This is a genomic window from Vibrio sp. 1249-1 (genome assembly GCF_033340495.1).
This window is the reverse complement of record NZ_JAWOWJ010000001.1, coordinates 183,678-204,658: the sequence shown is the minus strand read 5'-3', so window position 1 is coordinate 204,658 and position 20,981 is coordinate 183,678. Positions and strand designations below refer to the sequence as shown.

At 44.2% G+C, this 20,981-nt stretch carries 16 protein-coding genes; 10 read left to right on the top strand and 6 right to left on the bottom strand.

What is annotated here, in order from left to right; genetic code table 11:
• Nucleotides 1–29 precede the first annotated feature (29 nt).
• Entirely contained in the window at nt 30–1,616 is a 1,587-nt protein-coding gene (locus R7Z50_RS00970) for a BCCT family transporter (RefSeq protein ID WP_005373846.1), read from the top strand.
• Between the two features lie 62 nt (nt 1,617–1,678).
• Here the strand turns inward: R7Z50_RS00970 and R7Z50_RS00965 are convergent, their stop codons facing one another.
• Nucleotides 1,679–2,407 carry a UTRA domain-containing protein gene (locus R7Z50_RS00965; RefSeq protein WP_104976266.1) on the bottom strand — a complete coding sequence of 243 codons (729 nt, stop codon included), beginning with the start codon at nt 2,405–2,407 and terminating at the stop codon, nt 1,679–1,681.
• Between the two features lie 210 nt (nt 2,408–2,617).
• Between R7Z50_RS00965 and R7Z50_RS00960 the strand changes: the two genes are divergently transcribed.
• From R7Z50_RS00960 to R7Z50_RS00920, 9 genes are all read left to right on the top strand, one after another.
• Nucleotides 2,618–3,685 carry an ABC transporter substrate-binding protein gene (locus R7Z50_RS00960; protein WP_318148806.1) on the top strand — a complete coding sequence of 356 codons (1,068 nt, stop codon included), beginning with the start codon at nt 2,618–2,620 and terminating at the stop codon, nt 3,683–3,685.
• 12 nt (nt 3,686–3,697) lie between these two features.
• Nucleotides 3,698–4,522, top strand: coding sequence for an alkaline phosphatase family protein (locus R7Z50_RS00955; protein ID WP_318148805.1), 825 nt, complete (start codon nt 3,698–3,700; stop codon nt 4,520–4,522).
• Nucleotides 4,519–5,409, top strand: a complete 891-nt coding sequence (locus R7Z50_RS00950; RefSeq protein WP_017633568.1) for an ABC transporter permease — start codon at nt 4,519–4,521, stop codon at nt 5,407–5,409. The genes R7Z50_RS00955 and R7Z50_RS00950 overlap by 4 nt, the downstream gene beginning before the upstream one ends.
• A gap of 2 nt (nt 5,410–5,411) precedes the next feature.
• Complete coding sequence (locus tag R7Z50_RS00945; RefSeq protein WP_005373859.1) at nt 5,412–6,200, top strand: ABC transporter permease; 789 nt, start codon at nt 5,412–5,414, stop codon at nt 6,198–6,200.
• On the top strand, nt 6,197–7,216 hold the full coding sequence (locus R7Z50_RS00940; RefSeq protein WP_005373862.1) for an ABC transporter ATP-binding protein: 1,020 nt from the start codon (nt 6,197–6,199) through the stop codon (nt 7,214–7,216). The genes R7Z50_RS00945 and R7Z50_RS00940 overlap by 4 nt, the downstream gene beginning before the upstream one ends.
• Before the next feature lie 2 nt (nt 7,217–7,218).
• On the top strand, nt 7,219–7,878 hold the full coding sequence (locus R7Z50_RS00935) for an HAD family hydrolase (protein ID WP_005373864.1): 660 nt from the start codon (nt 7,219–7,221) through the stop codon (nt 7,876–7,878).
• Nucleotides 7,879–8,070: 192 nt separating this feature from the next.
• Complete coding sequence (locus R7Z50_RS00930; protein ID WP_005387092.1) at nt 8,071–8,727, top strand: TetR/AcrR family transcriptional regulator; 657 nt, start codon at nt 8,071–8,073, stop codon at nt 8,725–8,727.
• Entirely contained in the window at nt 8,714–10,042 is a 1,329-nt protein-coding gene (locus R7Z50_RS00925; RefSeq protein ID WP_167415730.1) for an efflux RND transporter periplasmic adaptor subunit, read from the top strand. Before R7Z50_RS00930 ends, R7Z50_RS00925 begins: the two co-directional genes overlap by 14 nt.
• Nucleotides 10,039–13,140 (top strand): efflux RND transporter permease subunit, encoded by a 3,102-nt coding sequence (locus R7Z50_RS00920; protein ID WP_054574540.1) that lies wholly within the window; start codon nt 10,039–10,041, stop codon nt 13,138–13,140. Before R7Z50_RS00925 ends, R7Z50_RS00920 begins: the two co-directional genes overlap by 4 nt.
• A 507-nt stretch (nt 13,141–13,647) precedes the next feature.
• On the opposite strand, the gene R7Z50_RS00915 is transcribed toward R7Z50_RS00920, so the two are convergent.
• The 5 genes from R7Z50_RS00915 to R7Z50_RS00895 form a co-directional block, all read right to left on the bottom strand.
• On the bottom strand, nt 13,648–14,487 hold the full coding sequence (locus R7Z50_RS00915; RefSeq protein ID WP_025767990.1) for a hypothetical protein: 840 nt from the start codon (nt 14,485–14,487) through the stop codon (nt 13,648–13,650).
• 4 nt (nt 14,488–14,491) lie between these two features.
• Nucleotides 14,492–15,712: a hypothetical protein gene (locus R7Z50_RS00910; RefSeq protein ID WP_025767991.1), complete on the bottom strand. Its 1,221-nt coding sequence runs from the start codon at nt 15,710–15,712 to the stop codon at nt 14,492–14,494.
• Nucleotides 15,713–16,051: 339 nt separating this feature from the next.
• Complete coding sequence (locus R7Z50_RS00905) at nt 16,052–16,318, bottom strand: hypothetical protein (RefSeq protein WP_005373876.1); 267 nt, start codon at nt 16,316–16,318, stop codon at nt 16,052–16,054.
• Nucleotides 16,319–16,642: 324 nt separating this feature from the next.
• Nucleotides 16,643–19,801 carry an efflux RND transporter permease subunit gene (locus R7Z50_RS00900; RefSeq protein ID WP_149192154.1) on the bottom strand — a complete coding sequence of 1,053 codons (3,159 nt, stop codon included), beginning with the start codon at nt 19,799–19,801 and terminating at the stop codon, nt 16,643–16,645.
• Between the two features lie 13 nt (nt 19,802–19,814).
• Nucleotides 19,815–20,972, bottom strand: a complete 1,158-nt coding sequence (locus tag R7Z50_RS00895) for an efflux RND transporter periplasmic adaptor subunit (protein WP_005387110.1) — start codon at nt 20,970–20,972, stop codon at nt 19,815–19,817.
• Between the last annotated feature and the right edge of the window lie 9 nt (nt 20,973–20,981).

Below are 20,981 nucleotides of genomic sequence, written 5' to 3'. Positions count from 1 at the left end.
GCTTCATAGCCCTAAAAAGCGAAGTAATTATGTCAAATATGACGAATGCCGCCTCCCACACAGCGCCTATTCAGGATGCTGACTATTCTGCTATTCATCCCCCATCTTTACTCAAGCGCCTCGAACTCACCAATCCTGTCTTTTGGTTAAGTGGTAGCTTCCTCACTCTATTCGTTTTACTTGCTCTAACGAATACCGACTCTCTAACCGCAATGGTTAACACCGGCTTCGGCTTTGCTACTAAATATTTCGGAGCTTACTGGCAAGTACTGCTTCTTCTGAATTTCCTAATTGGTTTGGCTCTTGCGTTTGGTCGCACTGGTTATGTGCGCCTAGGTGGTCTAGCGAAACCTGATATTGATAACTTTAAGTGGTTGTCAATCGTACTCTGTACTCTACTTGCAGGTGGTGGTGTGTTCTGGGCCGCAGCTGAGCCTATCGCGCACTTTGTGACTGCTCCGCCTCTATACGGGGAAGCCTCACCGAAAACTGCCGCAATCAATGCCCTATCTCAGTCTTTTATGCACTGGGGCTTCTTAGCTTGGGCGATCCTTGGTGGTCTATCTTCCATTGTCTTAATGCACTTGCATTACGATAAAGGCCTGCCTCTTAAGCCGCGTACTCTGCTTTACCCTGTGTTTGGTGATAAAGCCATTAAAGGCTGGATTGGTGATGTTGCTGACGCATGTAGCATCATTGCAGTAGCAGCAGGAACCATCGGTCCTATCGGCTTCTTAGGTTTACAAATTAGCTACGCGCTAAACTCATTGTTTGGCCTGCCAGATACGTTCGTAACGCAAAGTATGGTTATTATGGCGGCGATCCTGATGTATACCCTTTCCGCACTGAGCGGTTTGAGCAAGGGTATTCAAATCGTCAGTCGTTACAACATCATTTTGTCTGTACTATTAATTGGTTACATCCTGTTCTTCGGGCCGACAAGCTTTATCGTTGATGGCTACGTGCAAGGCGTTGGTCGTATGGTGGATAACTTCTTCCCTATGGCACTTTACCGTGGTGATACAGGCTGGCTAAGTTGGTGGACAGTATTCTTCTGGGGTTGGTTTATCGGTTATGGCCCAATGATGGCGATCTTTATTGCTCGTATCTCTCGTGGTCGTACAATTCGCCAATTAATCATGTCTATTAGCATTGCGGCACCGCTGATTACTTGCTTCTGGTTTAGTATCGTTGGTGGCAGTGGCCTTGCGTTTGAACTTGATAACCCTGGTTTGATTTCATCTGCGTTTGAAGGCTTTAACTTGCCCGCAGCACTGCTAGCGATTACTGGTGAATTACCTTACCCAATGATCATTTCGGTTCTGTTCCTGATCTTAACGACAACATTTATCGTGACGACGGGTGACTCGATGACTTACACAATCAGTGTAGTGATGACGGGCTCAACAGAACCAAACGCAGTGATTCGCTCGTTCTGGGGTCTGATTATGGGTATTGTCGCTATTGCGCTTATCTCAATGGGCTCTGGTGGTATTTCTGCATTGCAGTCTTTCATTGTAATTACTGCCGTGCCTGTGTCTTTCATTTTGCTGCCAAGCATTTGGAAAGCACCCGGCATTGCAAGCAGAATGGCGAAAGAGCAAGGCCTCGTTTAAACCGCCTCTCTAACCAATATGCGAAAAAGAGCCCTTCATTGGGCTCTTTTTAATTCTGCGCTTTATCCTACGCTATCAATGCGAATCATCACTGCGTCTGGACGCCAATACTCGAATTCGCAGTCCATTAAATGCCCATCTTGTTTGTAGTTTACCCGCCGAATTTTCAGAACGGGTTGTCCTTCAGCTAGGTTCAACGCCTTAGCGACATGAGCAGGAGCTGACGTGGGAATCACATCAAAACGAGAGCGCTTTGTCTCGTAACCATACTTCTCACGATAAATGCCCGTCAGGGACATGGTGAGGTTCTCAGACAATATCCCCTCAAACAGTGCCGCTTTGAGCACGTTCTCAACAAACAATACCGCTCGCCCATCAATAAAACGTAACCGTTCAATCACATAAATTGGGGTAATTCGCTCAACCTCTAACGATTTGGCATACTCACCTGCGGCCATTTCACTTCGTACGTTGAATAACTTGGTTTCTGCAATACGATGCTGCTCTCGAATCATCTGATGGAAGTGAGAACGAGACAACGGGTTGTAACAGATACGCTCAGGAGATACATACCAACCCCGGCGCTCTTCTCGATAAATAAGACCTTCCGTTTCTAAAGACACCAACGCATCTTTGATAGTGATTCGAGTCGTAGAAAACAGCTCACTGAGCTCTCTCTCTGACGGCAGTTTTTGTCCTTCCGACATGATGCCGGAAAGAATCTGCTGTTTTAAGCTGCTTCTAATTTTTCCTAATTGGGTACCAAATTGTCCGGTGCCTGTCGCTCTCATTCTGATCTAGTCCAACGATAATTTGACGAATAACATAAGGCGTTTACGTAACAAAAATATGACATTAATCAACAGAACACATACTGAACGTATGAAATATAAGTGCCATATAAAATCAGCAAAACTGTCAAATTACTTGCGCTAAATCGTCACATTCCATCCATAGCATACAAAGCGAACTTACTGACCTAGTCCAGAAGGATGGAGACAATGAAAACTTTGCTAAGTCGTTCAATTACCGCACCAGCGGCAATCATTGCGGTAACGCTCGCTACGCCAACAGTAGCGAAAGAAGCCGATATTGAATCTTTGGTAGCAACAGCACAAAAAGAAGGGGCGGTTTACAGTGTGGGTATGCCTGACAGTTGGGCAAACTGGAAAGACACTTGGGCTGATTTAAAGTCAAATTACAACCTTAAGCACCAAGACACGGATATGAGCTCGGCTCAAGAAATCGCAAAATTCGAAGCTGAGAAGAAAAACGCGACCGCAGACATTGGTGACGTAGGCTTTGCCTTCGCACGTGTAGCGGTAAAAAAAGGCGTCACTCAGCCATATAAACCAACAACTTGGAATGACATCCCAGATTGGGCAAAAGACGAAGATGGTCATTGGGCACTTGCTTACACTGGCACTATTTCTTTTATCTCCAACAATAACCTCGTAAAAGACGCGCCAAAAACGTGGGATGACCTATTAAAAGGCGACTACAAAGTGACCGTAGGTGACGTAGGCGTAGCAGCACAGGCAAACAACGCGGTTCTCGCCGCAGCGTTCGCCAACGGTGGGGACGAATCCAACCTCAAGCCTGCGCTCAAATTCTTTTCTGAACTCGCGAAGCAAGGTCGTCTTTCATTTACCGATCCGAACATCGCCAACCTAGAAAAAGGCGAAGTGGAAGTGGCGATCATGTGGGACTTCAATGCATTGAACTACCGCGACAAAATTGACCGCGACCGCTTTACAGTGAGCATTCCTCAAGATGGCTCTGTGATTTCTGGTTATACAACCATAATCAATAAATACGCGAAGAACCCTAATGCAGCAAAGCTTGCTCGTGAATACATCTTCAGCGATCAAGGGCAAATCAACTTAGCAGAAGGTTATGCGCGTCCAATCCGCACCAACATCACACTGCCTCAAGCAGTGCAAGACAAGCTAATTGCTAATGACCAATACAGCAATGTTCACCCAGTGACTGACTTCTCAGCTTGGGAAAAGTCCGCACGTAAGCTGCCACGTCAATGGCAAGAAAGTGTCTTAATCCACCAGCAATAAGAGTAAGTCGTTATGAGCAATAAGGTCATCCTTGTTGTTCTAGATGGACTGAACTATCAGGTAGCCCGTGATTGCATGGGCTACCTCAATGGTCTTCTAGAACAAAGTCGTTCCCAACAAGAAACTCGCGCAACGCTTTATCCTGTGCAGTGTGAGCTGCCCTCTATGTCTCGCCCACTTTATGAGTGCATTTTAACGGGCGTTCGCCCTGTAGAAAGCGGCATCGTAAACAACAATATCGTTCGTCTATCCAAACACGATTCCATTTTCAGTTTGGCAAAAGCCCAAGGAAAAGTGACCGCTGCGGCTGCCTACCACTGGGTAAGTGAGCTTTATAATCGCGCGCCATTTGAACCTGTTCGCGATCGTTTCACGCATGATGAAACCCTGAATATCCAGCACGGCTGCTTTTACCATTGGGATCATTATCCTGATGAAGCCTTGTTCCTGGACGCAGAGTGTTTACGCCGCAACTATCAACCTGATTTCTTACTGATCCATCCGATGAATATCGACGATACAGGACATAAGTTTGGCCTAGACTCTCGCCAATACCGCAATTGTGCGCGAGGTGCAGACATTATTCTTTCCAACTACATCGATCAATGGCTTGCTGATGGGTATCAAATCATTGTGACCAGCGATCATGGCATGAACAACGATCTTTCTCACGGTGGGATTTTACCTGAAGAGCGAGAAGTTCCCCTGTTTGTCATTGGTGATAAGTTTACCCATCAAGATTGTCATATTAAGCAAACTGATATTTGTGGCACCGTTTGTCAATTGCTAAACCTTGACCACACGAAGCCATACACTCAGGAATTGTTAGCACTATGAGCAGTTCAGTCCTCTCCCCAAGCTCTAGCGAATCACGTTCAAATTTGGCAAGTACTTGGTTAAAGCGCTTTAAGCCAGCCATTTGGTTGGCGCCTTTCGCACTGTTTTTCTATCTATTTCAACTCGCACCGATGATTTGGGTACTGTTAAACAGCTTTATCTACGATGGCGAGTTTGCCTTCGATAACTACATTGAAGTGCTCGACTCCGCCTTTATGATGCAGGCGTTTGGCAACAGTTTGTGGTTAGCTGTATGGTCGAGCATTTTTGGCTTAGCCATTGCGACTCTGTTGGTCTCTTCTCTGCGCAGAGTCGATTCTAAAGTCCGCGACGGTGTGATTGCGTTTACGAACATGAGCAGCAACTTTGCAGGCGTACCTCTGTCATTCGCTTTTATTATTATTTTGGGCACCAATGGGGCGATTACCCTTTTGCTCAAGCAGTATGGCTTACTCGGTGATTTCGACCTTTATGGTAAATGGGGCCTGCTGGCCATTTACATCTACTTCCAAATCCCGCTGGCGGTGTTGCTGCTCTACCCTGCGTTCGACGCGTTGAGTGATGATTGGCAAGCTGCTGCTGCGCTACTGGGAGCCAAAACATCACAGTATTGGGCGAAAATCGCGCTGCCAGTGCTCTCACCAGCCTTATTCGGTACCTTTATTATCTTAATAGCCAACGCAATTGGCGCATATGCGAGTGTTTATGCGCTGACCTCCGGTAACTATAACGTCATCACAATTCGAATTGCGAGTCTGGTATCGGGAGACCTGTTCCTTGAACCTAATCTCGCCGCTGCAATTTCGGTGATTCTAATGGCGTTACTTGCCTTTATCACAGTGATTAACCAATGGCTCATTTCGAAAAGCTATGCAGGTAGGAAGTAGTCATGAACAACGTTAATACTCGATTCCATAAAACGGTGGTTTATTCCATTGTTGGGATCATGCTCATCCCGATTTTAGCGACCTTTGTCTATTCGCTTTCATCACGCTGGGGCGCCACGGTGCTTCCAGATGGTTTCACTTTTGATTGGTACGTTAAATTGCTGACCGACCCACGCTTTTTGCAAGCGTTTGGGCGTTCGCTGTTTATTTGTATTGCTTCGCTAACCCTCAGTGTGATTCTGGTTCTGCCAGCGATATTCGTGGTGTTTTACTACTTTCCAAGGCTCGATAAGCTCATGAACGTATTGATTTTGCTACCATTCGCTGTACCACCAGTGGTGTCCTCCGTCGGCTTGCTTCAACTTTATGCTGACAGTGAAATCTCCCTTATCGGTACTCCTTGGATTCTAGTAGGTACTTACTTCACCATCGCGTTACCGTTCATGTATCGTGCGATTTCTAATAGCTTCGAAGCAATTAACCTTAACGATTTAATGGACGCTGCACACTTGCTAGGAGCAAGCACAACCAAAGCGTTTTTGATGGTCATTTTACCTAACCTCAAAAAAGGACTGATGGCATCGCTTTTCCTTTCATTTTCATTTCTATTGGGAGAGTTTGTGTTCGCCAATATTTTAGTCGGCACACGTTATGAAACCCTGCAAATCTACTTGTATAACATGCGTCAGACGAGCGGCCACTTTACGTCTGCCTTAGTGATGACCTACTTCCTATTTATTTTTTTACTGACTTGGTTGGCAAGTCGTTTCAGCCGAGGAGTCAAACAATGAGCTACGTAACAGCGAAAAATCTGACTAAACGTTTTGGTGATAACACCGTATTTGAGGACATTCACTTTAACATCGAGCAAGGTGAATTCATTACGCTTTTGGGCCCTAGCGGTTGTGGTAAATCGACACTACTTCGCAGCCTTGCTGGGCTTAACCCTGTCGATGGAGGCGAGATTTGGGTAAACGGAGAAGATATCACGCATCAAGTCCCGCAAGAGCGTGGTATTGGGATGGTCTTTCAATCGTATGCGCTGTTTCCCAATATGACCGTCGAAGGCAACATTGCATTTGGCTTAAAAATGAAAAAGCTTGCGAATGATGATATTCGACGTGAAGTGGCTAAAGTCATCAAACTGGTGGATCTGGCAGGTAAAGAAAAACACTATCCGCATCAACTTTCTGGCGGTCAGCGCCAGCGTGTCGCACTCGCTCGAGCGTTGGTGGTGAAACCTCGCATATTATTGCTTGATGAGCCACTTTCTGCGCTTGATGCCAAAATCCGCAAACACCTTCGTCAGCAAATCCGAGACATTCAGAAAGAGATGAATCTCACCACTATCTTCGTAACTCATGACCAAGAAGAGGCGATGATTATGTCTGATCGTATCTTCCTAATGAGTAAAGGGGAAATTGTTCAAGCAGGAACACCTGAAGAAATTTATACTCATCCTGCTAACGAGTTTGTGGCCGGTTTCATGGGGCACTACAACCTTGTAGAGGCCAATAAAGCCAAGCAACTCTTCAACATTGATACCGAATGGAAAGTAGCGATTCGCCCAGAGTCTATATATGTAAAAGAGCAAGGTCGTCAATATGATAGCCACATCTCAGCGCCACAAGTAGGTACGATCACCAACCACCAGCTTCTAGGTAATGTTATTCGCTATCAAGTGAACGTTGAAGAGTGTGAGCTCACTGTTGACTTGCTTAACCGCTCTTCAGAACGCTTACTAGCGAATGGCAGCCAACTAGAGCTACTCTTTAACCTAAACGAAATTCAACCAGTGAGAGCCTAAACATGTCCAAACCTTTGTATGTTTTTGATATGGATGAAACCCTAATAAACGCTGACTGCGCAATGATTTGGAACGAGTTTATGGTTGATAGAGGCATCGCGACTGATCCTTTATTTATTATGGAAGATCAGCGTCTAATGGCCTTGTACTCTGAAGGCAAAATGGACATGGAAGACTATCTAGCGTTCTCCATGAAGCCACTAGAAAACATGCCGATTGAAGAAGTAAACGCCTTGGTTGAAGAATGTGTTGAAAGCCATATTCTGGCTAAACAGTTTCCTCAAGCCAAAACCCTGATTGAGCAACTGTCTCGTGATGGTATAGATATGGTTATCATCTCTGCCAGCGTCACTTTTTTGGTGGAAGCCGTTGGTCGCCGTCTTAATATTCCAACCGCACTCGGAATTGATTTAATCGAGAAAAACAACCGTTATACTGCTGAAATCGACGGTATTCCGAGTTATCGTGAAGGCAAAGTCACGCGATTAAAACAGTGGCTAGAAAATCAGCCTGAGCCTTATTCCGAAATCCATTTCTATACCGATTCAATCAACGATTTACCGCTTTGTGAATACGCGAACTACGCTTATCTGGTAAATCCATGCCCACAACTAAAAGAACACGCCAACAGACCGAATTGGAGTGTGTTAAGTTGGGGGTGATATAGCCTCACAAGACCGTTCTTCCTAAGTAAATACTTTTCTATTTGTTCAAAGAGCAGTTCTTTCTGCTCTTTTTTACTTCTCTTCATCACAAATTAATCACTTGATTAAATACTGATTAATTTTTCACATGTCGCATGAGAAATCAGCGTCTTATAATTAATCAAATGTTTAATATTTTGAGAGAAGATTGTGACGGAAGCGCATCGAAGGGCGGGAAGACCCACAGATAATATCGACGCAAGGGAAAAACTGATTTTCCACGCGCGCGAACTCTTCACCATTATGGCTTATGACAAGGTCTCTACTCGCCTAGTCGCGCAGAAAGCAGGCGTGAACGTGGCGATGATTCGTTACTACTTTGGCAACAAAGAAGGCTTGTTCGAGACCATGTTGCGCGAAACACTGTCACCGATGCAAAAGCAGATGCAGACGTTGGTATCCAACAGTAACGAGCAAAACTTTCTCGATCTAATGCGCACCTACTACCGCGAAATGATCAAGGTACCACAGTTCCCACGCTTAGTTGCCCAAGTTATGAATATGCCCCCATCGGAAACCCAACGCAAACTGCTCGAAAAAGTCTTCGCAGATATCAGTAAGCCAATGCAAGGCGTGATCTTTGATAAGTTGATCGACAGTGGCGTTTTACGAAAAGACGCCGACCCTCAACTTTGTCGCGTCTCTTACATCAGCTTGATGGTGTTTCCTTTTATGGCACCACCAGCACTGCTCGCCATTCATGGCATTGAACTTTCAGAAGCCTTCTTGAACCGATTATTCGAACACAACATACAACTGATGAAACATGGATTTTTAGACTCGGGCGACCAATATGAAAATAAATAAAAAGCTGCTGTTCTTTCCTGCTCTTGCGGTGGGGGTCGTCATTCTGTTTTTGGCGATTAGCCTCAAACCAGATTTGCCCGTAAAACCCGCAGGAGATCGTGCACGGTTGGTCGAGACAATTCCTCTTGAGCTCAAAGCCATTGCTCCAGTAGCCGTAGGGTTTGGCAAGATCGCCCCAAAAGTGGAATGGAAAGCGATAGCCGAAGTGACGGGTAAAGTGGTCTACCGCCATCCGCAACTGGAAAAAGGACAAGTGTTGCAAGCAGGGACAGAAATCTTGCGAATCGACCCACTCGATTACGAGTTGAAACTGGTTCAAGCTCAAGCCGATCTCAAATCTGCCCAAACCTCTCTGGCTAAGCTGAACCAAGAAGAAGCGAATCTCAAAAGCACCCTCAAGATAGAAGCCAACCGTCTGGTCATCGCCAACAAAGAGTTAGACCGTAAGCAAAACCTACGTAAAAAAGGCCTAACGTCTCAATCGGATGTAGATCAGCAAGAGCAAAGCGCGCTCTCTCAACGTAAGTTAGTACTGGATATTGAAAATCAAATTGGTTTGATGCCGGATGAGAAACGAGTCGCGGAAGCCCTAGTTAAAGTTAATGCATCAAAAGTGGATGAGGCCGAACGCTCGCTTGATAAAACCATCATCACGCTTCCTTACGATTTGCGTATTGCTGACGTAGAAATTGAGAAAAAGCAAGTGGTTAACCTCCAACAAACCATGGTGACAGGACATGGTATTGATGTCATGGAAGTGGAAGCTCAACTATCCATTCATGACATGCAAACTTTGGCGGCGAGCATCGGTGAGTTTGTCCGCGATGAATCTGGTATTCCACAACCTGATATGAATGCAATTCATGCCAACATTGAACTCAGCAGCGGTAACCTCTCTGCAAGCTGGCCTGCGAAAGTTGCACGCATCAGTGAAACGGTTGATCCAAGCCAAGCGACTGCCGGTGTGATTCTGGAAATTGAACAAGACTACCGTGCATTAAACCCAACGTCTGCGCCTCCATTGGTGAACGGCATGTTTGTGCGTGCCTTGATTGAGGGACAAGAGAACCCGAGTTGGGTCATCCCAGAGCGTGCGCTTCATGGCGATAAGATTTACCTGATGGGAGATGACAACCGTCTGCAAGTCGTCACGGTTGAAGTGTTATATCGCCGCAATAACCAAGTGGTGATCGATGGTGAACTAGAGCAAGGTCAGAAGCTGATCATCAACGATTTGCTCCCTGCGATTAACGGCATGCTATTGAAAGAGTCACCTGACCAGTCAGAAACGGCTATTGAGGAGTCTGATTCATGATCCGATTCTTCGCCAAGCATCCAACAGCAGCCAACTTGCTGATGCTAACGCTGCTGATATTGGGGATTTCTTCACTTTCCACGATTAAGCGTGAAACTTTTCCTGAGTTTGATCCGCCCTACATCCTAGCTGGTGTGGTTTACCCCGGCGCTTCCCCTCAAGAGGTAGAAGAGAGCATCTGTATCCGAATGGAAGATGCTGTCGATGGCCTTGCCAACATTAAAGAAACTCAGTGTGAAGCGATTGAAGGCTCTGCGCGTCTTATCTTAAAACTGAATGAAGAAGCCGACATCGGCCGCATGCTGGTTGATGTTCAAACCCAGATCAACTCGATAAACGACTTCCCACAAGAGATTGAATCTCCTGTGGTCCAAGAGCTCGATTGGAACGAGCCAGTTGTGGATGTCGCCATCACCGCAGATACCACATGGCCAGAGCTAAAAGCGTATGCCGAACAGCTTAAACGCACGTTAAAAATCGATTACGATGTCTCTTTGGTTGAAGTTGCTGGTTTCTCTGACCACCAATACCGAGTAGAGTTAGACACTCAAGCTATCCGACAACTTGGTTTGAGTGTTGGTGATATTGCGGAGCAGATTGGTCGTCAAAACGTCAAGTTGCCAAGTGGTAATGTCGAAACGCCAGATAAAAACTTTCTGATCCGCTTTGACGAACGACGCGTGACGCCGGAAGAGCTTGAGACTATCGTCGTGGGCTCTGGTACAAATGGCTCAATCATCCGTCTAAGAGATATTGCGACGATTACCGACCGGTTTGAATTGGACGAACAGAAAGTCCTCTTCGACGGTCATCCGTCTGCCTTATTAAAAGTCAGCAAAAACAAAGAAGACGATGCACTGCGTATCAAGGAACGTGTTGCTCAATTTGTCGAAGAACAACAAGCTATCGCGCCAGACGGTGTGATGCTACAAATGACCAATGACCTTTCATCCGTGCTTTGGGATCGCCTGACCATGATGGTCAAAAACGGTTGGCAGGGTATCATTCTGGTCTTCGCCACCATGTGGTTGTTCTTTAGTTTTCGCTACTCTTTTTGGGTTGCGGCTGGTTTGCCCGTTGCCTTCTTAGGTGGGTTATTTTTGATGGCGCAACTTGGCCTGTCCATCAACATCATGTCTTTGGTCGGGTTACTCATGGCCATCGGTATCATGATGGATGATGCCATCGTTATTGCCGAATCGATTGCCGCTCACCTCGACCGAGGAGAAGAGATCGATGATGCCGTTATCAAAGGAGTGAAAAAGGTACTGCCAGGGGTAATTTCTTCCTTCCTAACTACGGTGTGTATTTTTGGTAGCTTGTTATTCCTGCAAGGTGAAATGGGTGCGGTACTTAAAGCAGTTCCTCAAGTTCTGATCCTCGTTTTGAGTTTGAGTTTGGTGGAAGCCTTCTTGATCCTACCTAACCACCTTTCTCATTCGCTACATAAACAAAAGCAAGAGCGAAAAACACCGAAGTTCAAACAAAAGCTGCTCGCTTCTTTTGAAAACTTCCGCAACACCACCTTGGTCAACGCAGTAGATAAAGTGGTCGAGTATCGCTATGCCTTTATGGGTGGCGTGGTCGCCTTGCTTCTTATCTCCGCGGCCACGTTAGTAGGTGGTTTACTCAAGTTCCAACCCTTCCCTGAATTGGATGGCGACATTGCAGAAGCGCGTATTATTCTTCCTCCGGGTTCTTCTCTGTCTCAAACGGAAGCTGTCGTCGATAAGATCGTCGCTTCCGCTCAAAAGCTAGATAAAGAATGGACAGAGAAAGTGGAAGACGGCAATCCATTGGTTCTACACATCACCAGTCAATTCAACGCTAACGCCGACGCGAATGAATCTGGCCCTCACATTGCCACGGTACGTCTGGATTTGCTGGGTGCAGAGAGTCGTAACACACTCATCGATGAATTTATCGATGCATGGCGTGAAGACATTGGTGAACTTGCCGATCCTATCTCGCTGGTATTTAAACAACCGACCATGGGGCCGGGTGGACGAGCGATTGAAATTCGAGCGAAGCATGATGATCTGGATGCGCTCAAAGCAGCCTCTATCGACATTCAACAATACTTGAATGAGTTTGATGGTGTCCATGGCGTATTGGATGACATGCGTATGGGTAAAGAAGAAGTCTTGGTTAAACTGCGCCCAGGCGCAGAAGCTTATGGGATTAACGGCCAGCTCATCGCCAATCAATTGCGTGCGGCTTTCTTTGGCCAAACCGCAGACGAAATCCAAGTTGGGGTAGAAAACATTTCAATCGAAGTTCGCCTCGATAAAGCACAAGCTGGTGACTTACAGCAATTGGCAAACTTCCCAATAATCTTGTCCGATGGAAGTCAAATCCCACTCGCGACCATTGCAACTTTGGATTTCCAGCGTAATTACGTAAGAATCCAGCGCATTGATGGATTGCGCACAGTGAGCGTATTCGGCGATATCGATAATACGAAGGCCAACTCAACCGCCATTATTCGTCAGTTCCAACAGGATGAAGCGCCAAAGCTTATGCAAAAGTATCCCGGTCTTCGCTTCGATTTTGAAGGTGAAGCCAAAGATACCGCTGAAACTGGCGCATCAATGGGTAAAGGCTTCTTGCTTGGTTTGTTTGGCGTGTTTGCGATTCTGAGTTACCAATTCCGCAGTTATTTGGAACCATTCGTCGTCATGCTTGCGATTCCACTCGCCTTTATTGGCGTGGTATGGGGACACATCCTACTCGGTCACTCATTAAGTATGCCGAGTATGATGGGCTTTGTCTCACTAGCGGGGATTGTGGTGAATGACTCGATTCTGTTAGTTCAGTACATACGCCATCATGTCGATGAAGGGGATAATGTGCACGACTCAGTAGTCAAAGCCAGTCGGGAACGCTTTAGAGCAGTATTCCTGACATCAATGACCACTGCAGCAGGTTTGCTTCCGTTACTGACTGAAACCAGTTTGCAAGCACAGGTTATCCAACCACTGGTTATCTCTATCGTGTTTGGTATTTTCGCATCCACTCTGCTGGTGTTGTTTATGATCCCTGCTGCGTATGCCATTTTAGCTGACTTCGGCCTAGTCCATAAGCACGAAGAAATCTAAAACGACTGATAAGTAAACTTATCAAAATGCACAAGAGCGGCTTAGGTCGCTTTTTGTTCAATACCAATGCGTTAAAAAACACACAATCACTTAACAAACAGAGGGTTATTGTGTCTCATTAAGTGTGAATATGAACAGTTAAGGATTAAGTATGTTGAGTTTTATATAACCAAATCAAATAACCAACACAAGATTTATAATATGTCTTATTGTCAAAAACGGAATTTCACAGAGTAAAAATACACGCAGGCAACACATTCACAATTTAAACTCACGATAATGAAAACATTGATTGAAGAATTAACATTTTAACAATCATTACAACAATGTTAACTTTAGCCTCGTTGGTCGTGCTGGTGGTAAGCCTCTCACCAAGCCTATTGTCAGTTTTATATGGACGTTCGACCACCTCCAAAATGAATAGACACCCAATTTGGTGCCCTTTTTTCGCCCGTGAAAGCATTTTTCGCGGGCTTTTTTCTTTAAGTTAAGTATGAACGCTCTGGATCAACTTTTTTTTGTCAACCTTTCGGATTTGGAGGTAGTATGTGAATCAATAAGCGGAGACAGTGCTAGCAACTCTAAAACATTTTTTTCAAAGATTTCATCCGCGTGTCTTACCCAATCTAAAAACTTTTTTTGAGCAAACATAGGCTCGATTTCATATAAAAATTCAATACTAAAGTAAAACTCATTTTTGATAGGCAAATTGTACACTCTTCGATAGTCTTTTTTATACTCCAAATTTCCTTCTACATATTTTGAAAATGTATTTTCACCAATCTTGATATCTTGGCATTTGATTGGAGGGTAACCACGAAGAAACTCTCCTACAAGGAACTCTTCTTTCGCTCTCTTTTTTTCTTCGTTTATCGGGTCCATTCCCCAACGATGATTTGCGTACGCAATGGCATCATTCATCAACTCTGTATGATCACCTTTTCGAGAGCCGTCAGGTGACTCTACAGCATGATAAAAATCCACGTACTCTTTCTCTATAAATGAAGATAGTTCATTAACACTAGTAATATATTTATCTGAAGATTTAATCCTTAACCGAATATATAAACCACCTTGTTTATTGATTGGTAATAGTGGATTTATTATTTTATTTTGAAAAGAGAAATAAATCGTGGCCAATTTTATAAACTTTTCATGCCGCTCTACTTTTGAATCAATATTGAACCGTTGTAATTCAATAAAATCTTGGTATACATGTCCTTCATATATGTTGTTCGGACACTCAAATGACAGCACTAAGTCATCTATCTGGAATACATTATGTAACAAGTTTGCAAAATCTGGCTTTCCTCGAAAGCCATCTTTATACATTTTAATAAGGCCCATATATCTAACCCTTGTTCTTTAAATATTCATCAATATCTTTTAAACGTTTACTAGCCATATTATTACCAGACATCATCAGTTGTCGTCGATAAGATTCCACACCGAAATAGGGTAATGTATGTGGGCTCTCTGTGACCTCTCCATTCATCACTAATCCCAAGAATTTACAACAACGAACGAGACTACTTGCAGATAATGGAGTTTGTCTCGCAGCAATATTTGGGACAATATCAAAGGGATTCGTTCGGGTTTTTGTGTAATTAACTTTCAAACCAAGCTGCTGTGCATTTTTCCCTATCTTCGTTGTATTTGTTCCCCCTGCATGCACAACGATTTGTTGATTCAATAGTCTTAAGCTCGGATTATTTTTTCTAACATACTCAAGAGCAGAGTTAAAAATAATGGCACCTTGGCTATGCACTGTCCATTTTACTTCCTTACCCTGCTCTGCACATTGTTTCATTACTGCTGCTAGGTGTTGAGCATTGTGCGAAGTAAAACGAGTTTTGTCATAAACACATTCAATAAGGTCCAGCTTCGCATTATCAGAAGGGTTGTGAAACAACGTATACTCTGTTGGCTTATCTTCTTTGTACGCCACCTGCGTATGTACCCCCATCAGTGTCGCCGCTTTCTCATAATCATTCAACATTCCATTTACCGTTGCATGAAGCGTATTGACTTGATGAGTTACTTGAGCTTTAGTGTGGTCCCACTCAGCCAACAATAACTTTGCTTCATCATTGTTCTGCACTCCATTATACTCACCATTTTTACCTGTTTCTTTCTTCACATGATACATTTGGGTTCTTTGATGTGAATGCTTAAAAATAGACTTACCATGCAACTGTCGATCAAAAGCAATATCATGAATTACAACTTTCCCGTCTCTAAGGATACAAGTTAATAAGTAATGATAATTTTTGAAGGGATACCTAGTTCGAAATATTCGAAGCAATGGATTGCGTTTGTGTCTAACTACAGAGGGTGTGCTTGGATTAGATGAAAGAAAATACATTTCTTTGACAACTTGCTTCTGATCATATTCATTCAGAGACGCAAGCATGACGAGGGATTGTCTTGATAAGTATAGTTTTTTATTGCTAAAGAGTGCAGCTGAAAGTCTCACTCTTCCATGTAAGAATTGTTCAACCTCATTAACCGACTTATTATTTAGCCCAATGTAATCAAAAGCCTCTTTCCTTTCAATAAATTCCCAAGTCATTACTAATCCCTCTTCAAATAAAAGTGAACCACATACTAAGGTATTATGAAGGTCAAAAAGGAGATCGGATCTTTTCTAAATTTTAAATATCTAACATCACCTCCACTTTACTGAAATCTACACTTTTAAAAGTTACATCCGCTCCATCCAGCAATAGCTCATCAAACACGCCAACTATTGATAATAAGCTTGAGGATCTGATCTCCACCCATGAAATGAGAAACAAAAAAGCCAGCCTTAAAAGGCTGGCAAGTTGAGCAACAAGGTCAGTGCTTACTGCTAACTAACACCGAACTCGTATTGGATTCATTTTCGTCTGTTAGTCTCTTTTAGCGGCGTTTATGACTTGCTTGCTTTCTCTTTGTGGCACGTTACCTTTACTAACTGTTCTTGCTCATCTTTAATGTTTTTCACGATACGCTCATCACGTGCGTGAATGGCATCCATGTTCATTTGCTGAATATCTGCTATAGCTTCATGTTTCATCTCAGAAAAGTCCTGACGTAAATCTGAGCTCCACTCCTCTTTGTCTAAAGTGTTAGCAGCAGCGATTGGTGATGACATTACAGCAATAAGACTTAGAGTAGATAGAAATACGCTTTTCATAATAAGCTCCTTGAGGATTAGCAGTTAATTTTAATTACAATTTATATATTGCACATACGATGCCAACTTTTATTTCGTTATTTTTCAACAACTTAAATAAAGCCTCATATTCAACGTTATCTTCGTCTGGTAAATTTCGCTAACCAAGTGTCAAATTAACCATGCGAATTTAAAACATTAGAAACATACATATTAGAAATACTTTGTCAGGCAGTTTTCTCATCAGATAATTACGTAACTGCCCACTAAAAAATCACTTTGAATCAAAATGCGGAAACAAAAAAGCAGCCCGAAGGCTGCTCCTAATCGTTAACATCAAGCTTGTTAACTCGATACGCTTGCTTCAACGCTCGACGTCACTGGCGACTTTCTGAAACGATTAATCAAACGATGGATAAACCTCTTAATCGATCTGAAAATATTTTTAATATCTTCAAGCATTAAATACAAACAAGGCACCAACACTAAAGTCAGAACCGTTGCGTACAACACCGCAAAGCCCAAAGCGACAGCCATCGGTATGACAAAACGCGCCTGCAAACTCGTTTCAAACATTATCGGCAATACACCCGCAAACGTCGTTATTGAGGTGAGCGTGATAGCTCGAAAACGAGCACAACCCGCCTCAACAACCGCTTGTTTGATGTTCATACCCTTTTCTCTCACTTGGTTTACGTAATCTGTCATAACCAGAGAGTCGTTAATAACCACGCCAGCAGCGGCGATCAAACCAAATGTCGACATCATACTGATGTCTAAACCTAGCCAGAAATGGCCCCAAATCGCCCCCGTCAGACTAAACGGAATGACGGACATTACAATCAAAGGTTGGGTATAACTTTTTAACGGTACAGCTAACAAGATGTAGACGATGATCATGCCTGCAATAAAGAACAAAATCTGTTCATTACGCTGCGCAGCCTGCTCTTCAATATCACCACCCAATTCTGTTTTCACACTCGAGAACGCTTGCTTCATATCCGGCAAGATATTGTCGTCAATGACCTTAACGATTTCTTGAGGCTCAACCAATTCTTCGTCTATGGAACCATAAACATAAACGGTTTGATACCCGCCTTCACGTCGAATGCTACTCACGCCCGGCTGCTCATTGATCTTCACCACATCACCTAGCATGACCTTCTTACCTGCTGGTGTGGTAATCACAGCGTAACGCAATGATGAGAATGCTTCACGCGTCAATTGCGGGTAACGCACCATAACTTTAATTTCTTCACCATCACGAATAATGCGCTGTGCTTCGCCACCATAAAAGCTGCCACCAACTTGCTCTGCGATCATGGTGAGATCCAGACCGAGATCGTACGCTACAGGCGCAAGAGACAGGAGTACTTCTTTGCTTCCAGAATCAATAGAAGATGAAATATCATATAACCCTTCTTCCTGCTGTAAACGCTCTATCAAGTAACGCCCAGCCTCGTTGAGCTCATTGATGTTAGAACCAAACAACAAGTAACCAAACTCATCTCTGTCACCACCACCCGCACTCTGCTCGCGGATTTTGATGCTCTTCATACCTGGAATAACAGGCATAGCTTCACGCCAACGTCGAGCCAGTTCAAATGTATTGAACGGGCGTAACTCTTCATCAACAAGAGGTACTAATACTCGACCTTCGGTGCGGCTTCTGTTGTACGACAGCACATCACGAATCATTCCTTGACCATGTTCCGCAATGGTCTCAGATTCGATCTTTTGCATGACACGTTCAATAGTCTTGAGTGCACTGATTGTCTGCTCACTTGAAACGGTATCATTCATTTCAATAGTGATCGCAGGATAGTCAGTCGGCACTTTAGGGTTAGGGATCACCCGAACATAATTCGCGTTGATCAAAGCCGCGCTGATCAGCAGTAAACCACAGAACACCGCAAACACTGTCCAGCGCCAATGGGTGCATGTTGTTACAAAGTTACGATATGGACCATTTACAAAACCAAAAAAACGTTGGTTAAATCGGTCACGCCAGCCACCTGGTTTAACTGGCTTAAAATGGGTATGCGCCAAGTGCGCTGGTAGGATCAGCTTCGATTCAATCAAACTGAAGATCAAACAAAGAATCACGACCCCCGCGATACCATAAAAGAAGGCACTATCAATACCGCTAGACAACAAGAAAGGGGCAAACACAGCAATTGTGGTTAACACACCGAAAGTGGCTGGTGTGGCAACACGTTTTACACCACGAACCACGTTTTCGACGCCACCGCCCTTTTCTTCGATTTCACTGTACGCACTTTCTCCCATCACGATGGCGTCATCAACTACAATGCCGAGCACCATAATGAAGGCAAAAAGAGACACGATGTTTACCGTGATCCCTAATGCAGGCATCATCATTACGGCACCGAGAAAACAGACAGGTAGCCCAATCATTACCCACATAGCCAAGCGGAAACGTAGGAAAATGGTCAGCATAATCGCGACTAATGCAGCGCCTTGCAGCAAGTTTTTCAACATCATGTCGAGACGCCCATTTAAATAGTAAGTCGTATCAACTAAGACTTTGAGCTTAACATCCTGCGGCAATGTCTTGTTTTTTGCTTCAATATAATTACGAACGGACTGTGCAACAGGGATAATGTTCTGGTCACGAGTTGCTTCAACAGACATGTAGATCGCATTCTGACCTGAGTATTCAAAGTAGCGCTCTTCTTCCGTAAAGCCATCTTTTATTGTGGCAATATCTTGCAACAGAACCTTTGCACCATTTGCGCCAAGCTTTACAGGAATATTTCTAAACTCATCACCACGGTAGTATTGGTTTTCAATCCTTACTGCAATCATCCCTGAGTTTGTTTTTACTTCGCCCGCAGAAAAGTTGGCTGAGTAACGGCTGATCGCGCTGCTGATATCGCTCAACGTCAGGTCGTATTTACGAAGAACAAGTGGGTCAACTTCAATCGCTATTTCTTCTTCTGGCGCACTCAGATACACCAGCATGACGTTTTCTAACTGAAGTAATTCATCTTCGATTTGCTTAGCAAGCAGTTTAAGCTCCTCGAGCGGTCGGTCCCCAACTAACCCCATTTCGATTACATCTTGGCGCCATTCAACTTGGTAGACATTGATTGGTTCCATACCCGCTGGTAAGTTAGACAAGGTATCAATACGTTGGTTTACATCATCCAAGACACGCTTGATATCGGCATTAACGTCTACCTCGATGGAAACATACGCGCTACCTCTAGAGGCCGTTGAGACTGCTTTTTTAATCCCGGTGACGTCTTTAATCGATTCCTCGACCTTAACGAGAATACTCTCTTCTATCTCTTGAGGAGAAGCGCCAGGATAAGTCGCACGAACATCAATGTAGTTCACCTCAATATTCGGAAACATCTGCCTTTGAATAAAGAGAAAACTCACCACACCCATGATAATGATGAACACCATCAAAAGGTTGGCAGCGACGGGGTTATTCGCAAAATAGGCAATTAAGCCCTTTTGTTTAGTATCTTCCATGACAAACTCCTACTTACTGTACGACGGTTTCGGAGTCGTCACTCTTTTTTGCGATTTGTACCGCCATGCCTTTTTGAGGGTACTCTGGTAAGGTCAGTACCAACTTATCACTTTGCTCTAAGCCTTCGCCCACCAGCAAAAACTCACCTTCTGCTCTCAAAACCGTGACAGTTCTGGGTTGAAGTTGATTATCGCCATTCACCACCCACACGGTACGGTTTTTAACTAATTCCTGTGGCAAGCGGTAGATGTGCTTAAGTTCCTTACCAGTGAAGCTCACTTCAACGTAGGAGCCGAATTTAATTGGAGGCTGCTGGTTATCGACACCGTATGGGTCCGCGATTTGAATGACCATGTTAATCATTCGGGTAGCGCTATCAATCATGCCTAGATCACGAACTACTCGACCTTCTCTAGTGGTAGAAAACACACCTTGCTGCGTCACTGTCGCAGTGAGTTCACCAATGGATTCGGGTAAAAATGCACTATCAAAACCGGCAATGGGTACGTGCACCTCTGCCACTTCGATGTTGTTTAACGTGGCAACTCGAGAACCAGATGTAACAAATTGACCAACACCAATATCACGCTCAACAACCAGCGCATCGTAAGGTGCAACGACTTTGCAATTTTCTAACTCTCTTTTTGCTCGTTTGAGTGCCGCTTGAGCCGACTTCACTTGCGCTTGTGCGCTCAAAACGTGAGGCTTGCGTAAATACAGATCCGTCACTTGCTTATCGCTCAGTCTCTTTGCCTGACGTTTTGCCACTTCGGCTTTCGCTTGTTCCTCAATCAAGTTTGCGCGTGCACTAGCTAAATCGGCTTCAGCTTGTAAAACCGACGCTTCATAGTTGTCACTTTCAATTGTGAAAAGAACCTCTCCTCGTTTTACGATGCCACCCGTCACAAAATTCGGGTGCCAACTTGTAACTTCACCACTAACTTGCGCGGAAAGGTGTGTTTTTTCAAAAGGGACTAATTCACCGTGACTGGTAATCACCACTTTGTGATCGGTAGGAAAAAGAGAAGAAGCCTGAACAGTAGGCTCTGTAATTGCATCTTTGGTTGACTCTTTTTCCGGCGCAGTTGCGGCAATTGCAGCATATCCTGCATAAGAGCCTCCAACGACGACGAAGGGTAAAAGCCAACGTAATATGGGTTTTGCTAACATCGAAAATCC

Bases quoted from the DNA above. Each gene is read 5' to 3' on its own strand.
- R7Z50_RS00970 (WP_005373846.1), top strand. From the start codon at position 30: ATGTCAAATATGACGAATGCCGCCTCCCACACAGCGCCTATTCAGGAT.
- R7Z50_RS00965 (WP_104976266.1), bottom strand. From the start codon at position 2,407: ATGAGAGCGACAGGCACCGGACAATTTGGTACCCAATTAGGAAAAATT.
- R7Z50_RS00960 (WP_318148806.1), top strand. From the start codon at position 2,618: ATGAAAACTTTGCTAAGTCGTTCAATTACCGCACCAGCGGCAATCATT.
- R7Z50_RS00955 (WP_318148805.1), top strand. From the start codon at position 3,698: ATGAGCAATAAGGTCATCCTTGTTGTTCTAGATGGACTGAACTATCAG.
- R7Z50_RS00950 (WP_017633568.1), top strand. From the start codon at position 4,519: ATGAGCAGTTCAGTCCTCTCCCCAAGCTCTAGCGAATCACGTTCAAAT.
- R7Z50_RS00945 (WP_005373859.1), top strand. From the start codon at position 5,412: ATGAACAACGTTAATACTCGATTCCATAAAACGGTGGTTTATTCCATT.
- R7Z50_RS00940 (WP_005373862.1), top strand. From the start codon at position 6,197: ATGAGCTACGTAACAGCGAAAAATCTGACTAAACGTTTTGGTGATAAC.
- R7Z50_RS00935 (WP_005373864.1), top strand. From the start codon at position 7,219: ATGTCCAAACCTTTGTATGTTTTTGATATGGATGAAACCCTAATAAAC.
- R7Z50_RS00925 (WP_167415730.1), top strand. From the start codon at position 8,714: ATGAAAATAAATAAAAAGCTGCTGTTCTTTCCTGCTCTTGCGGTGGGG.
- R7Z50_RS00920 (WP_054574540.1), top strand. From the start codon at position 10,039: ATGATCCGATTCTTCGCCAAGCATCCAACAGCAGCCAACTTGCTGATG.
- R7Z50_RS00915 (WP_025767990.1), bottom strand. From the start codon at position 14,487: ATGGGCCTTATTAAAATGTATAAAGATGGCTTTCGAGGAAAGCCAGAT.
- R7Z50_RS00910 (WP_025767991.1), bottom strand. From the start codon at position 15,712: ATGACTTGGGAATTTATTGAAAGGAAAGAGGCTTTTGATTACATTGGG.
- R7Z50_RS00905 (WP_005373876.1), bottom strand. From the start codon at position 16,318: ATGAAAAGCGTATTTCTATCTACTCTAAGTCTTATTGCTGTAATGTCA.
- R7Z50_RS00900 (WP_149192154.1), bottom strand. From the start codon at position 19,801: ATGGAAGATACTAAACAAAAGGGCTTAATTGCCTATTTTGCGAATAAC.
- R7Z50_RS00895 (WP_005387110.1), bottom strand. From the start codon at position 20,972: ATGTTAGCAAAACCCATATTACGTTGGCTTTTACCCTTCGTCGTCGTT.